General features: G+C 42.3%; 10 protein-coding genes. 7 read left to right on the plus strand and 3 right to left on the minus strand.

The window, feature by feature from the left end; all coding sequences use genetic code 11:
* Nucleotides 1-505: 505 nt before the first annotated feature.
* Nucleotides 506-4,219 (plus strand): HEAT repeat domain-containing protein, encoded by a 3,714-nt coding sequence (locus ACM5QX_RS16935; RefSeq protein ID WP_414754584.1) that lies wholly within the window; start codon nt 506-508, stop codon nt 4,217-4,219.
* A 51-nt stretch (nt 4,220-4,270) separates the two neighbouring features.
* Here the strand turns inward: ACM5QX_RS16935 and ACM5QX_RS16940 are convergent, their stop codons facing one another.
* The 3 genes from ACM5QX_RS16940 to ACM5QX_RS16950 form a co-directional block, all read right to left on the minus strand.
* Nucleotides 4,271-5,401, minus strand: coding sequence for a CO2 hydration protein (locus ACM5QX_RS16940; RefSeq protein WP_414754585.1), 1,131 nt, complete (start codon nt 5,399-5,401; stop codon nt 4,271-4,273).
* Between the two features lie 119 nt (nt 5,402-5,520).
* Complete coding sequence (locus tag ACM5QX_RS16945) at nt 5,521-7,023, minus strand: NADH-quinone oxidoreductase subunit M (RefSeq protein ID WP_414754586.1); 1,503 nt, start codon at nt 7,021-7,023, stop codon at nt 5,521-5,523.
* 89 nt (nt 7,024-7,112) lie between these two features.
* Nucleotides 7,113-8,969 (minus strand): NAD(P)H-quinone oxidoreductase subunit F, encoded by a 1,857-nt coding sequence (locus ACM5QX_RS16950; protein WP_011321143.1) that lies wholly within the window; start codon nt 8,967-8,969, stop codon nt 7,113-7,115.
* Nucleotides 8,970-9,627: 658 nt separating this feature from the next.
* Between ACM5QX_RS16950 and ACM5QX_RS16955 the strand changes: the two genes are divergently transcribed.
* From ACM5QX_RS16955 to ACM5QX_RS16980, 6 genes are all read left to right on the plus strand, one after another.
* Entirely contained in the window at nt 9,628-9,936 is a 309-nt protein-coding gene (locus tag ACM5QX_RS16955) for a carbon dioxide-concentrating mechanism protein CcmK (protein WP_010995042.1), read from the plus strand.
* A gap of 181 nt (nt 9,937-10,117) precedes the next feature.
* Nucleotides 10,118-10,462: a carbon dioxide-concentrating mechanism protein CcmK gene (locus ACM5QX_RS16960; RefSeq protein WP_010995041.1), complete on the plus strand. Its 345-nt coding sequence runs from the start codon at nt 10,118-10,120 to the stop codon at nt 10,460-10,462.
* 6 nt (nt 10,463-10,468) lie between these two features.
* Nucleotides 10,469-10,774 (plus strand): EutN/CcmL family microcompartment protein, encoded by a 306-nt coding sequence (locus tag ACM5QX_RS16965; protein WP_010995040.1) that lies wholly within the window; start codon nt 10,469-10,471, stop codon nt 10,772-10,774.
* Nucleotides 10,775-10,865: 91 nt separating this feature from the next.
* Entirely contained in the window at nt 10,866-12,533 is a 1,668-nt protein-coding gene (locus ACM5QX_RS16970; RefSeq protein ID WP_414754587.1) for a ribulose bisphosphate carboxylase small subunit, read from the plus strand.
* 234 nt (nt 12,534-12,767) lie between these two features.
* Nucleotides 12,768-13,514: a transferase gene (locus tag ACM5QX_RS16975; RefSeq protein WP_011321141.1), complete on the plus strand. Its 747-nt coding sequence runs from the start codon at nt 12,768-12,770 to the stop codon at nt 13,512-13,514.
* Nucleotides 13,515-13,547: 33 nt separating this feature from the next.
* Nucleotides 13,548-14,330: a carbon dioxide-concentrating mechanism protein CcmK gene (locus ACM5QX_RS16980; protein ID WP_011321140.1), complete on the plus strand. Its 783-nt coding sequence runs from the start codon at nt 13,548-13,550 to the stop codon at nt 14,328-14,330.
* Nucleotides 14,331-14,644: the final 314 nt, after the last annotated feature.

Here is a 14,644-nt window from a genome sequence, read left to right on the forward strand (position 1 = left end):
TGATTGAGTTGCCCCAATATTTATCTCGAAGTCTTTTTGCTTACTTACTTTTTTGATTCCTATTGTTAGCTTAACACAGGTTTATTAATTTATTGAAGCAATCTCAAATTATTTTTTCTAGGAATATATTATAGGAATATGATTTGATTTTTGGCAATCATAATAAGCTTCAATTGGCTTTACATAAGGATTACAGCTTTATTTTTAATCTAAATTGAAGATAGAAATTTATATTTTTTTGATAATTGAAGCTATCAATTAGTTCTGGGTTGACAGTTTTTGGATTGCGGAAAATTTTGCGGAACTTGCGACTTCTCATTGTAGCAATTAGTATTGTGCGATCGCTCACAGTAAAAGTTACAAAATTGAATTACTGACTAGGAAGCTTCAAAACTAGTTTAGATGAATATATACCTACAATACATTTCTTCAAATATGCTGAAATCTACAGCCATTTCCATAGTTGATGGATATACTCGAAGTCTAAAGCTAGGCAAACGCGGGTATGATGTTAGATTGGTTAGCTGTTTGGGGCGTAACTCAAGCTGTCGGGTTTGCTTTTAAGTCGATTTTTGAGGACTTAGCAAAGGACGCAGCGAAAGACTGGGCTAAGGACTTATTAAAGGCGGTTCCCAATAATATTTTACAGAAGCTGCAAAAGGAAGATATTGAAACTGCTGCGGGTAAAGCATTGAAGGAATTTTTGCAGTTAATGCAGCAGGAATTAGAAGATGCAGATTTAGACGAAGCAGAACTGCAACGATACAATCAGCCATTAACTACGTTTATTCATAATCAATCTCTGCAACATCTTCTTGGTCTTCCCTTTCAACCAGACTGTCAAGTCATAGATTATCAGAGTCTAGTAACGGCTTGGTATGCAGATAATTTACTACCTTTACCCCCAGCATTTGATTGGGAAAGACTAGCGAAACGTTATCTCAAGAAAGTGAAAGCGATTATTCGAGAATCAGATAAGTTACGCCCTATTTTTGATTCCCAACATTTAGAAGAGGCGAGAGATAGCCTACAGCAAATGGCTGGTATCCCGACGGAATTTGATTTGCTTGGTTATCAAGAAGGTCTGCGGGAACGATATGGTAACTTAAAATTAGATAGTTTAGATACCACTGGCTATGCTTACAATGAGTTAAAGCTATGGCGAATGTTTATCGCGCAAAATGTGCGGGAAGTTCATCAGGTTTTACCTCAAGTTCATGAACTACCCAAGGAACATTTAAAACGGCTCAGAGAAAGTAACCAAATAGAAGATATTTCCTTAGATGAACTAACTTATTATAAACAAGTCTATATTGAACAACCAACATTTTCTATAATAGATATTATTAATAACCGACAAAATTATCAATACATAGTTATTTTAGGAGACCCAGGTTCAGGGAAATCTACATTATTACAGTTTCTCGCATTAAATTGGGCAGAAACACCTTTAGGAAATGCTATTTATCAGCCACTACCTTTATTGATTGAGCTACGCACTTATATGCGGAGGCGGGAAAATAATGAATGCAGTAGTTTTATTGATTTCTTTCATAAAAGTAGTGGCATAGTACATCACTTAAATCAACATAAACTACATGAACAGCTAAAGACTGGTAATGCTTTAGTCATGTTTGATGGCTTAGATGAAGTATTTGAACCAGGAAAACGAGAAGATATTATTACAGATATTCATCGGTTCACAAATCAGTATCCTGATGTGCGCGTGATTGTTACTTCTCGCGTGATTGGTTATAAGCCTCAAAGGTTGCGAGATGCAGAGTTTCGCCACTTTATGTTACAAGATTTAGAACCAGAACAAATTCAAGACTTTATCCATCGTTGGCATGAATTGACTTTCTGTGATGAGGGAGATAGAAGGCGGAAAAAAGAGCGCCTGCATAGGGCAATTGATACATCCCATGCGATCGCCGAACTAGCCGGTAATCCCTTATTATTAACGATGATGGCCATTCTCAACCGTAATCAAGAACTGCCCAGAGATAGAGCCACCCTGTACGAACAAGCATCACGGGTATTACTGCATCAATGGGATGTGGAACGCGCCTTAGTGGAAGATTATCGCTTAGACCCAAAAACTATCGACTATAAGGATAAGCAGGCGATGTTGCGTCAAGTTGCCTATCGTATGCAAACCAGCGAGAAAGGTTTGGCGGGAAATTTGATTAGTACGGGTGATTTAGAAAAGATTTTAATCCGCTATTTAAAAAATATTGAATTTGAACAACCAGTCATAGTTGCCAGAGTCATGATTAATCAATTGCGGACTCGCAACTTTATGTTGTCTTACTTGGGCGCAGACTATTATGCTTTTGTCCACAGAACTTTTTTAGAATATTTCTGTGCTTGGGAATTTGTCTGGCAATTTAAAGAAACACAAACGCTTTCCATTAAAGACCTAAATTATGAGGTATTTGGTAAACACTGGCAAGATGAAACTTGGCATGAGGTATTACGTCTAATTACAGGTATGATTGAGCCAAGATTTGTCTGCGAGATTCTCGATTATTTAATGGCTCAAAACGGTGAAACAGAAAAGTTTATCAATCTTTTTCTCGCCGCTAAATGTCTAGCAGAGGTGCGAAATCGTTTATTAGTAGCATCCACCGCCACTAAATTATTACACCAAATCAAAGCATTAACTAAATATGACCTGGGCTACTATTATCAACCTTATTTAGATGAGGAAGAAACGCAGCTAGTACAAGAAATTCGTACCAAAGCAGTGACATCTGTCGCCACAACTTGGAAAGATGACCCAGAAACACTGACTTGGTTAAAACAACTAGCCACGGCTGATGAACGGGAATATGTGCGGAGTGTGGCCTTGCAAGAACTCGCACGGAGTTTCAAAGATGACCCTGATACCTTACCTTGGCTGAAAAAATGTGCGACTACCGATAGTGATGGAACTGTACGCCAAGCCGCAGTCCAAGAACTAGCAAAGGTTTTTAAAGATGACCCTGATACTTTGCCTATTGTCAAACAACGGGCGACTATTGATGAAAATGAATATGTCCGTCAAGTAGCAGTGCAAGAATTAGCTAGGGTTTTTAAAGATAACCCAAATACGTTACCTTGGCTGAAACAACGCACCATAGAGGATAATTCGGGAGCTGTCAGACAAGTAGCAGTGCAAGAATTAGCCAGGGGCTTTAAAGATAGTCCCGATACGTTACCTTGGCTGAAACAATGCACCACTGCTCATGATTGGACAGTGCGTCAAGCTGCATTGCAAGAATTAGCCAAGGTTTTTAAAGATGACTATGATACTTTATCTATTCTCAAACAAAGTGCGGCTCATGATGAAAATGAGTATGTGCGCCAAGCCGCAGTGCAAGAATTAGCCAGGGGTTTTAAAGATGACCCCGATACTGTACCTATTCTGAAACAGAGTGCGATCGCTGACAAGTCTTTTGATGTCCGCCAAGTTGCAGTGCAGGAATTAGCCAGGGGTTTTAAAGATGACTCGCAAACTCTCTCCTGGTTAAAACAATGCGCCACTATTGATGGTGACAAGTATGTCCGCCGGGCTGCATTGCAAGAATTGGCTAGAGGCTTTAAAGATGACCCTGATACTCTACCTATTCTCAAACTGCGAGCTATTGTTGATACACACGCAGATGTCCGTCGGGCGGCGGTGCAAGAATTAGCCAGGGGTTTCAAAGATGACCCTGATACTCTCCTTATCCTCAAACAGCGCGCCACAACCGATGATAATGAATCTGTCCGTCGGGCGGCGGTGCAAGAACTAGCCAGAGGTTTCAAAGATGACCCTGATACTTTACCAATCCTGAAAAAACGCGCCACCTCTGATAAATATGCCAACGTCCGCCAAGCCGCATTACAAGAATTAGCCAGGGGTTTCAAAGATGACCATGATACTTTACCAATCCTGAAAAAACGGGCTATAACAGACCAACATTTAGATGTGCGCCATACAGCCTTGCAAGAATTAACCCGCAGTTTCAAAGACGACCCTAGTATATTTGAGGTGTTTTATAACTGTGCCGTCAATGACCCCTTTACCCGCGAGTATAACTTTCAAATTAACCCCCGGCAACTAGCTCTAGAAACAATTATTGAACAATATCCCCACCATCCCCAGACTCTACAATTATTGCGCGATCGCGCCACCAATGATCCAGATGAGCAAGTGAGAGAATTTGCCAGCAAGAAATTGCAACAGGTTTTGTGATTGGGGACTGGGGATGGGAAAAGAAAATTATTACCAATTACCCATTACCAATTACTTATTCACATCAACCAAGCGTGATGTGACAAATCTATCCATCCACTTTTCAAAATAAACTTGGTTAGCTTTCTGTTCTGATGGTTCCTTGGTATCCAGAGAATAAGGCATCAGTCCCAAAATGGTGGCTGTAGTGACGCAAAACATTGACTTTTGGAAAGTAATACAAATCTGCACTAGCAAATCATCTTCACCCCTGGGACTTTGGCGATAAATTTCATGTAAATACTCTGGTAAATAATGACGCATATCCTGCATGAGCAAGGTAGGTGGAATACCTGCGCCACCAATAGGTAGAGGGTCAGCGTATAATGCGCCATATTGAAATCGAGATTGGTCAGGAGGAATTTGATAAGCTTGAGCATTATAGGAAACTGTTCCTAAAAAGGGAGTTCCTCTAAAAAATACTGCCTCTACATAAGGTATTGCGGTATCTGCCAAGAAAGTCAAACCTAAACTTTTGGGAATAATTTCATAGACTTTATTTTGTATTTTCACCGCATAGGTAATTGGCTTCACCGCATCTGCAACCAACCCAGCTTTTATATGCTCTACAACTTCGGGAATAGTCTGGATTTTGCCTTGGTCATATAGGTCTGATAATTCCAGAAAAATATCAGCCATAACTCGCCAAAACTGACCCAAACCACTATAGTAAGCAGATACTCTTAAATTTTCCGTTAAAAAATCAGGAAACAGTTGATTAATTCCTTTAACCAAAGGATTGTTCGCAAATTTCGCTTGAATAACAGTTTCGGCTCGGCGTTGAAATTCCGTAGTATCTAAATATGCGTCTAAGCCACCGCCACCGTGCCACATCATGGCTTTCATACAATACTCGGCATATTCAAAATTAATTCTATCATGCCACCAATGACGGAGTAATTTTCTCCAGGAAAGCTCACCATTAAAATATTTAAAGAATGGGAAAAATACTAAAAATTGATTTTCTGCAATATAAATGAGGTTTTTAGAATAAGCATCTAAAACAATCCCATAACTTTTGAGAATGCCCACTACTTCTAAAACATTTCGGGGACTATCTACAAGTAAAGCTTCTCCTGTTTGCAGGCGTTCGATATATTCAGCCAAAGGTTTATTAGCTGGTTTATTTTTAATATTTACCATGATAATTTCTCCGTCATCAATAAAAATATCTTTCTGTTTTTAGGTTTATATTATTCTTGAAAGTTAGTAATAGGTAAAAGGTAAATAAACTGCAATTACCTATTACCAATTACCCATTATTAACTTTTACCCTTTACTTTATCTAAAGAGACTGTTGCCACCGTACCTTCAACACTAAACATAGCTGTAATGGTAGGTTCAGTCCAACGGGCTAACCAAGAAGGTTGGATACCAAAAATCACAATTAGCATCGCTAAGATAAAAGCAGGAGCGCGATCGCTCCAATAAATCCGTGGTAAATTCATAACCTGGGCCGATAAGCGCCCAAAAAATGCTTTATTAACGAGAATTAAGAAGTAAACCGCCGTTAACCCAGTGCCAATCATCGACAACAGGGTTTGCACTGGAAAAACCGCAAAGGAACCCCGAAATATAATAAATTCGGAGATAAATCCCACCATCCCCGGAGTCCCGGCGCTAGCCATCACGCCGACAATCATCAAAGTACCAATTACAGGCATACCCCGTTCTGGGTTCAACAAACCTCGGAGTACATCTAAATCACGGCTACCTGCTTTTTTATACACAACCCCCACCAACAAAAACAGCAGTGCTGAAATTAAACCGTGGCTAATCATCTGCATAACAGCGCCCAAGGTGCTTAATGGTGTCGCCGCCGCCGCCGCTAACAACACATAGCCCATATGTCCTATTGAACTGTAGGCTACCATTTTTTTCATGTCTGTTTGTGCGATCGCACATGACGAACCATACAACACACTCACCACTGCCCAAACCGCCAACCAAGGTGCTAAATAATTCCAGGCTGTTGGTAACAAGTTCATGCCAAATCGCAATAAGCCATAAGTTCCCAACTTCAACAGCACACCAGCCAGCAACACGGAAATCGGTGTAGAGGCTTCAACGTGTGCATCTGGTAACCAAGTATGAAAAGGAACTAAGGGCATTTTGATGCCGAAACCTACTAAAATCCCCGCTAGAAGTAGCAGTTGAGTTGCTAAAGGTAGAGACTGAGCATTTAAGGTTGATAGTGCAAAGCTACCAGATCCACTCAACCAAACCAAGCCCAAGAAACTGGCTAAAATCAAAATTCCCGAAAAAGCAGTGTAAATCAAGAATTTCGTAGCTGCATAACCCCGTCTGGCACCACCCCAAATAGCAATTAAGAGATACAGGGGAATGAGTTCTAGTTCATAAAACAAGAAGAATAGCAGTAAATCTTGCGCCAGAAAGGCTCCTGCTACCCCAGTACTCAACACCAATATCAATGAATAATAAAACTTAGGACGTTGCAAGGATTCATCGCTGCTGTAAATGGCAATGGCAGTTAATAATCCATTCAACACCAGCAACGGCAAAGATAGACCATCCACACCAAGATTATAACTCAATCCTAAGGAATCTATCCAAGGTAAGAACTCACTAAACTGCTGGTTAACTTCTCCTGGTTGAAACTGGCTAGCTAGTATCACCGACCACAGAAAAGTTACACTGGCAAAAATCAATGCCACATTACGGGAAATTCTCCCATTAATACCAGACGGGAATATAGCAATTAGCAGCGCACCCAATAATGGGGCAAAGATCAAGACACTAAGCATAGATAATCATGGGGAGATGAGGAATATTAGGCAGGGGTAAGAATTAATGTACAGACGTTGCATACAACGTCTCTTCTATTGACAACTGACTAAAAAGGCAATTTATCCAGTAAGCCCAATGACCAGCTAATGAAAAAGCCTAAAGCACCAACTACGGCGAGGATAGTCAACATATATCCTTGGGATTGACCAGAGATGCTATACTTCAAGCCTTGCCCACCGAAAATCGTAGCAAAGCCCACCAAGTTCACTAAACCATCAACTAAATAGCGATCGCTCCAAGCCGAAATCTTCGACAATAAAGCTACTGCACTCACTATTGTCAGGCGATAAATGCGGTCAATGTAGAAGTCGTAACCCAATAAATCCTGTACCAACCTCCAAGCCAGGACTGTGGAACGAGACCAAGCTTTGTGTAAATGAATCGTTGACCCAATCACTACACCAGCCACCGTAGAGGAAACCAAAACTAAAACAACGTACCAGTCAATGCTTTCCCAAGCTGGTAACAAGTACCACTGCTGTAACATCAGGGGTAATAATAAAGTCAGTATTGTCAATGTCACCATTGGGAAAGCCATTGTCCAGCCAACCTCTGGCGCACGGCGGGTCTTTTGTTGCGGTTGACCCCAAAATGCCAGTCTAAATACTCGCGTCAAGTTCAAAGCCGTCAAACCATTGACGAGAATTAAAACTCCAATTACCCAAGGGCTAACTCTTACCAAACCGTCAGCCCAAGACAACATTGCCCAAAAGCTACCTAGTGGTAACAGTGTCACCATCCCGGCGGAACCAACCACAAAGGCAGTAGTAGTGGCTGGCATCCGCGACCATAAACCACCCATTTCTGTCAAGTCTTGACTATGTGTAGTGAATATGATAGAGCCAGAACTCATAAATAGTAATGCTTTGGCGATCGCATGGGTCAACAACAGCATCAAAGCTACACCACCCTGTTCTAAACCCACCGCCAGAAATACCAGTCCCATATATGCACTGGTGGAATGAGACAACGCCCGCTTAATATCAGTCTGAGCAATAGAAACTAAACTAGCACCAATTGCTGTCACTCCACCGATGATAATCAAGGCATTCAACACCACTGGCGACAGAATTAAAATTGGTTGCAGTTTGTATAATAGATAAGCACCACCAGCAACCACCAGTGAGTTCCGCATCACAGACGCTGGGTTAGGCCCTTCCATGGCCTCATCCAACCACAGATGCAAGGGGAACTGAGCGCATTTACCAGCCGGGCCTGCAATCAACCCTAAACACAATAATGTTGCAGCTACGGGGTCTAAATTCGCAGTTTGTACCCACTCATATAAATCCGAAAAGTTCAAACTACCCGCCAAGGTGGAAAGTGTGACCACAGCCATCAACAGCAACAAGTCACCCACGCGCTTTGTCCAAAAGGCATCCCTTGCAGCCGTTACCACTAGCGGTTGAGCGTACCAAAACCCTACAAGTAAGTAAGTCGAAAGCGTCAATATTTCCAATAGTCCATAGCTGAGAAATAAAGAGTCGCTAATAGCTAAACCGCTCAGTGCTGCTTCAAAAAAGCCCAGCAAACCGAAAAAACGCGCCAATGACCAATCTTTCTCCATGTAACCCAAGGCATAAATTTGCGCTAACAGACTTAGCCCTGTGATTAATACGGTCGCTCCCATACTGACAGGTGAGAGTTCCAACGCAAAGGATAAGTTTAAATCCGCAGCTTGAAACCAAGTAATCACTAAATTTTCTTGTTCTCTGCTCCAAATATCCTTAAATACCCATAGGCTATGAGCAAAGCCCACAATGGTAGTCAACAAGTTAAAATACGCCGCAGGCCTAGGCCCAGTACGTCGAACTATTCCTATTCCCCAAGGTAATGTCAACAGTGCGCCTAGCAAGCTGTAAAAAGGCACACACCAACTTGTTGCAAATAGAAACTGATTCATTTAGATTTCCCTTGAAGACTCAGCCTTAACTTTTCTAAAACTCTTAAAACAATCATTTACTAAAAAAAATAAAATTTGCCAAAAAATATGCTTTTTTTAACTTTCTTTTCACTAAACTTAAACGATTATTTTGTAATTATGCTCCCTTACTAAGGTTTAATTGACTATAGGTTTATTTCTGAAAAAATGTTGGCTTTTATTAAATCTTTCTTTCCGCTCCCAAGGCACTGTTTCTGTCTGAAGTAAATTAATTTATCTAAGATATTATTAAAACTTATATATTTTTTAGGCAATATTGGACTGCGCCAAAAAATAGAGGAAAGACAGAAACAGTAAAACATACAGCCTCTGAACACTCCTCGCCAGATAGAGTTAGTCCTGGTTATCAATGTCTTTTTATGAATGACATAAAAAAATTATAAAGCATAAGCGGTTGCTCTAGGAATCAATGAATTTTCATTGCTAACAACCCCGCCATAAATTTTTATTAAGTTTTTTTAAACTTTTTTATCATAAACTATTATACTAATTTATATTGCCAGAAACGCCAAGCTTTTCTATGCTTATTTTGGAAGTGTTTTGATAGCTCAAGATGAGCTTCCCCGTCCAAAATTTCAAATCACAGTACTGATTGGATTAATTTTTTAGGAGTTCTGCGATGCCAATTGCAGTTGGAATGATTGAGACTAAAGGCTTTCCCGCAGTAGTAGAAGCTGCTGACGCGATGGTGAAAGCTGCCCGTGTAACTTTGGTAGGATATGAAAAAATTGGTAGTGCTAGAGTCACCGTAATTGTGCGGGGGGATGTCTCTGAGGTACAAGCCTCCGTAGCTGCTGGCATTGAAGCCGCCAGAAGAGTAAATGGTGGTGAAGTAGTATCTACCCACATCATTGCTCGCCCCCACGAAAACCTGGAATATGTCTTACCGATTCGGTACACAGAAGCCGTAGAACAGTTCCGCACCTAATACGCTAATAGGAGAAGATAAAAAGCTGAGTTAGTAGGCAAGCTTTTTATCAATCTTGAATGGTAGTTTTCTTTACACTGCGCTGTATCAAAAGCCGAGTAAAAAAACACATTGATGGGGTTGCCGTCTTGAGCATGACTGGAATCCAAGGCTAGAAACTTTATTTGGGAATCAAAAAGAAATGTCTATTGCAGTGGGAATGGTAGAAACGCTAGGCTTTCCAGCAGTGGTAGAAGCAGCAGACGCAATGGTGAAAGCCGCTCGTGTCACTCTAGTAGGCTACGAGAAAATCGGTAGTGGTCGGGTAACAGTAATCGTTAGAGGCGATGTGTCTGAAGTACAAGCATCTGTAGCCGCAGGTGTGGAATCAGTTAAGCGCGTCAACGGCGGACAAGTATTGTCTACACACATCATTGCTCGTCCTCACGAAAACTTAGAATACGTCCTGCCAATTCGTTATACCGAAGATGTAGAACAGTTTCGGGAAAATGTGAACGCAATTCGTCCTTTCGGCAGAAGACCATAATTAGTAATGCAAATTGCTAAAGTTCGTGGCACAGTAGTTAGCACCCAGAAAGATCCAAGTCTTAGGGGTGTAAAACTACTGTTGTTGCAATTAGTAGATGAAGAAGGAAACCTCCTCCAAAAATACGAGGTAGCCGCAGATAATAGCGTAGGTGCAGGATTTGACGAATGGGTACTGATTAGCCGTGGTAGTGCGGCACGTCAATTACTTGGTAATGAGCAACGTCCTGTGGATGCGGCAGTAGTGGCGATAATTGATACTATTCACGTTGAAGATCGTCTGATTTACAGCAAAAAAGACCAATATAGATAGTCATAAGTCATTAGTCGTTAGTCAGTGGCAAGACAACTGACAACTGACAACTGACAACTGACAAGCAACAAAATTCAGGAGGAATCTCGCAATGGCAGTCCGCAGCACGGCGGCACCCCCAACCCCGTGGTCGAGGAGTTTAGCTGAAGCCCAAATCCATGAAAGCGCCTTTGTACATCCGTTTTCTAATATTATTGGGGATGTTCATATCGGTGCAAATGTCATCATAGCTCCAGGGACTTCAATCAGAGCCGATGAAGGTACACCCTTTCATATTGGTGAAAATACCAATATTCAAGACGGTGTAGTGATTCACGGTTTAGAGCAAGGTAGAGTCGTTGGTGATGACAACCAAGAATACTCCGTTTGGGTGGGTAGCAGCGCTTCCTTGACACATATGGCGTTGATTCATGGCCCTGCTTACGTTGGGGATAACTCGTTTATTGGTTTTCGCTCTACGGTATTTAATGCCAAGGTGGGAGCAGGTTGCATCGTCATGATGCACGCTTTAATTAAGGACGTAGAAGTTCCCCCTGGTAAGTATGTTCCTTCAGGAGCGATCATCACTAATCAAAAGCAGGCCGATCGCTTGCCAGATGTGCAACCTCAAGACAGGGATTTTGCTCATCACGTAATTGGGATTAATCAAGCATTGCGGGCTGGATATCTTTGTGCTGCGGATAGCAAGTGTATTGCCCCCCTTCGCAATGATCAAGTTAAATCTTATACAAGTAATACAGTTATTGGGTTAGAAAGGAGTAGTGAAGTGGCAAGCAACAGCTTGGGTGCAGAAACCATAGAGCAGGTACGCTATTTATTAGAGCAAGGCTATAAGATTGGGACAGAACACGTAGATCAAAGAAGATTTCGTACAGGTTCTTGGACTAGTTGCCAGCCAATTGAAGGTAGATCCGTAGGAGATGCCTTAGCAGCTTTAGAAGCTTGTTTAGCTGACCATAGTGGCGAGTATGTGCGTTTGTTTGGCATTGACCCCAAAGGTAAACGACGAGTTTTAGAAACAATTATCCAACGTCCCGATGGTGTGGTGGCAGGTTCTACCAGCTTCAAAGCGCCTGCTAGTAACACCAATGGCAATGGTAGCTACCACAGCAACGGCAATGGCAACGGTTATAGTAACGGTGCAGCCAGTGGTAAAGTCAGCGCTGAAACCGTAGACCAAATTCGCCAGTTATTGGCTGGTGGTTACAAAATTGGCACAGAACACGTAGATGAGCGCCGCTTCCGCACAGGTTCCTGGAATAGCTGTAAGCCAATTGAAGCAAACTCCCCAGGTGAAGTAGTGGCGGCTTTAGAAGAATGTATCGACAGTCATCAAGGTGAGTACATCCGCCTCATCGGCATTGACCCGAAAGCCAAACGGCGTGTATTGGAAAGTATTATCCAACGCCCCAACGGTCAAGTAGCTCCATCGAGTAGCCCCAGAACCGTCGTGAGTGCCTCATCTGCTTCATCCGGAACAGCTACCGCAACAGCTACCCGCTTAAGTACAGAAGTAGTAGATCAGGTGCGGCAAATACTGGGTGGTGGGTATAAACTCAGCATTGAACACGTGGATCAAAGAAGATTCCGTACTGGTTCTTGGACTAGTACCGGGGCAATTTCCGCTACTTCCGAAAGAGAAGCGATCGCAGTCATAGAAGCCTCCTTATCCGAATTTGCTGGAGAATATGTGCGCTTGATTGGTATCGACCCCAAAGCCAAGAGGCGAGTGTTGGAAACAATCATTCAGCGTCCATAGTAAAAGGGACGAGGAACGAGGGATAAAGAGATTAGGGAAAAGGGAGTAAGGGAAGCAGGGAAAAAGTTCCACCCCTTTCCTGGTTCCTAGCCACTAATCCCCCCTTCGGGGTTCGCCAGTCGCACCCTTACGGGAAGGCTTACGCCAACATGGGGGAAACCCCCTACGTACCCGTCGCTGGCTCACCAGTCCCCAGTCCCCAAGTGATATTCGGCTTCCGAGGTTAAAATTTCCATGTCTGTGCCGCCACTACGCCTCCACAACAACTTTGATTCCTACATTAGTGGCGAGGTGACAATTCATCCGAGTGCAGTAATTGCACCAGGGGTGATACTCCAAGCGGCTGCAAACAGCAAAATCATCATCGGGGCAGGGGTCTGTATTGGCATGGGGTCTATTCTCCAAGTGGATGAGGGAACCATAGAAGTAGAAGCAGGAGCCAGCTTAGGAGCAGGTTTTTTGATGGTTGGTCAAGGCAAAATTGGCACTAATGCTTGCATAGGTGCAGCCACAACATTATTTAACTCTTCTATTCCTCCAGCCTTAGTAGTGCCACCAGGTTCGATTTTAGGTGATACAACTCGGCAACTTGCCGCCACTGAATCACCAGCAACATCTACGAATCAGGTTGACGAGGCTACCCAAAAGCCTAAAGAAAATGAAAGTAAGGTGATTACCTCAACTACCCTTTCAGCATCAGCTTTTGTGGAATTTAAACAGCATTCAGTTTCTGTAACAGAACCCCCACCATCACCAGAGAATCAGTCTGCTACCGTAGAAGAAAATACTACTAATGGGACTGACCCTAATGTGACAGAACTTAGCCCAGAAGATTCAGCATCGGATCAATCTGCCACTGAATCCCCTAATAGCTTCGGGACTCAAATTTATGGGCAAGGGAGCATCCAAAGACTTTTGGTGACATTGTTTCCTCATAGACAAGCCCTAAATAACCCTGTCTCTGACGATAGTTCTGAGTAAGTGTTAAGTTGTGAGTATCTCGGAGAATTTACGATGTATAATCAGCGATCTACTAACACAAACCGGACATATCGTCGTCAAGACGACCTCAGGGATACAGCCTTGGGGTTAGTCTCTACTCTTAGTTTTCCGGCGATCGTCGGCACAGCTGACATGATGTTGAAATCAGCTGGGGTTCACCTGGTTGGTTATGAAAAAATTGGTAGTGGTCACTGTACGGCGATCGTCCGGGGTGGAATTGCTGATGTTCGTTTGGCTGTAGAATCCGGTGTGCAAACTGCTGAACAGTTTGGACAACTGGTTTCTAGCCTAGTGATTCCCCGACCTTTTCCTAATCTTGATGTCGTGTTGCCCATTACTAACCGCCTGAGCCAGTTAATGGAGGAAGGTACATACAGCCGCTTGAGTAACCAAGCCATTGGTTTAGTAGAAACGCGGGGCTTTCCAGCAATGGTAGGTGCTTGTGATGCCATGCTCAAATCGGCTGATGTCCAATTGGCATCCTATGAAAAAATTGGTGCGGGCTTGTGTACAGCCATTATTCGTGGGTCTGTTGCTAACGTCGCAGTTGCAGTGGAAGCAGGAATGTTTGAGGCTGAACGAATTGGGGAACTGAACGCAGTGATGGTAATTCCTCGCCCACTAGATGAATTGGAGCAAACCTTGCCGATCGCTAGTTGTTGGATCGAGCATCAGCAACCGTTGAGATTGCCGGTGAACATTAGAGAGCAAGTTGCCGAAAGGGAAGTGTTACAGTTACCAGACTTAGCCGCTTTGCCTATGAAAATCACAGAAGAAGTATGGAACGATGAATGATGAATGATGAATTACTAACTAAAATAAAAGTGAATTTGGAAATATCCTGATTCAACATTACTATATCTAGTATTCAACATTCATCTTGCAGCTGGAAGGCATCTTACGCTTTGCTTGTTTTTTTGATAATAACTTCTCTAGACCATAAGTGAAAGAAGTTTGTTCTAATAGCGAGAATAGATTTTTATCTATATAAACTAGTTTTTAAAACTACAAACAGTCAGAAATTCTTATAGTTTTGGAGATTTACTCATACTTGTAACGAGAATGAATTTCTTTATCTATAAGCAACTTGATTTCCTTCTAATAGCAAA

Origin of the sequence: Anabaena sp. CCY 9910, assembly GCF_963920875.1 — a bacterium.
Taxonomy (GTDB): domain Bacteria; phylum Cyanobacteriota; class Cyanobacteriia; order Cyanobacteriales; family Nostocaceae; genus Trichormus; species Trichormus variabilis.

Coding starts and splice junctions, on each gene's coding strand:
- ACM5QX_RS16935 (WP_414754584.1), top strand. CDS start 506: ATGATGTTAGATTGGTTAGCTGTTTGGGGCGTAACTCAAGCTGTCGGG.
- ACM5QX_RS16940 (WP_414754585.1), bottom strand. CDS start 5,401: ATGGTAAATATTAAAAATAAACCAGCTAATAAACCTTTGGCTGAATAT.
- ACM5QX_RS16945 (WP_414754586.1), bottom strand. CDS start 7,023: ATGCTTAGTGTCTTGATCTTTGCCCCATTATTGGGTGCGCTGCTAATT.
- ACM5QX_RS16950 (WP_011321143.1), bottom strand. CDS start 8,969: ATGAATCAGTTTCTATTTGCAACAAGTTGGTGTGTGCCTTTTTACAGC.
- ACM5QX_RS16955 (WP_010995042.1), top strand. CDS start 9,628: ATGCCAATTGCAGTTGGAATGATTGAGACTAAAGGCTTTCCCGCAGTA.
- ACM5QX_RS16960 (WP_010995041.1), top strand. CDS start 10,118: ATGTCTATTGCAGTGGGAATGGTAGAAACGCTAGGCTTTCCAGCAGTG.
- ACM5QX_RS16965 (WP_010995040.1), top strand. CDS start 10,469: ATGCAAATTGCTAAAGTTCGTGGCACAGTAGTTAGCACCCAGAAAGAT.
- ACM5QX_RS16970 (WP_414754587.1), top strand. CDS start 10,866: ATGGCAGTCCGCAGCACGGCGGCACCCCCAACCCCGTGGTCGAGGAGT.
- ACM5QX_RS16975 (WP_011321141.1), top strand. CDS start 12,768: ATGTCTGTGCCGCCACTACGCCTCCACAACAACTTTGATTCCTACATT.
- ACM5QX_RS16980 (WP_011321140.1), top strand. CDS start 13,548: ATGTATAATCAGCGATCTACTAACACAAACCGGACATATCGTCGTCAA.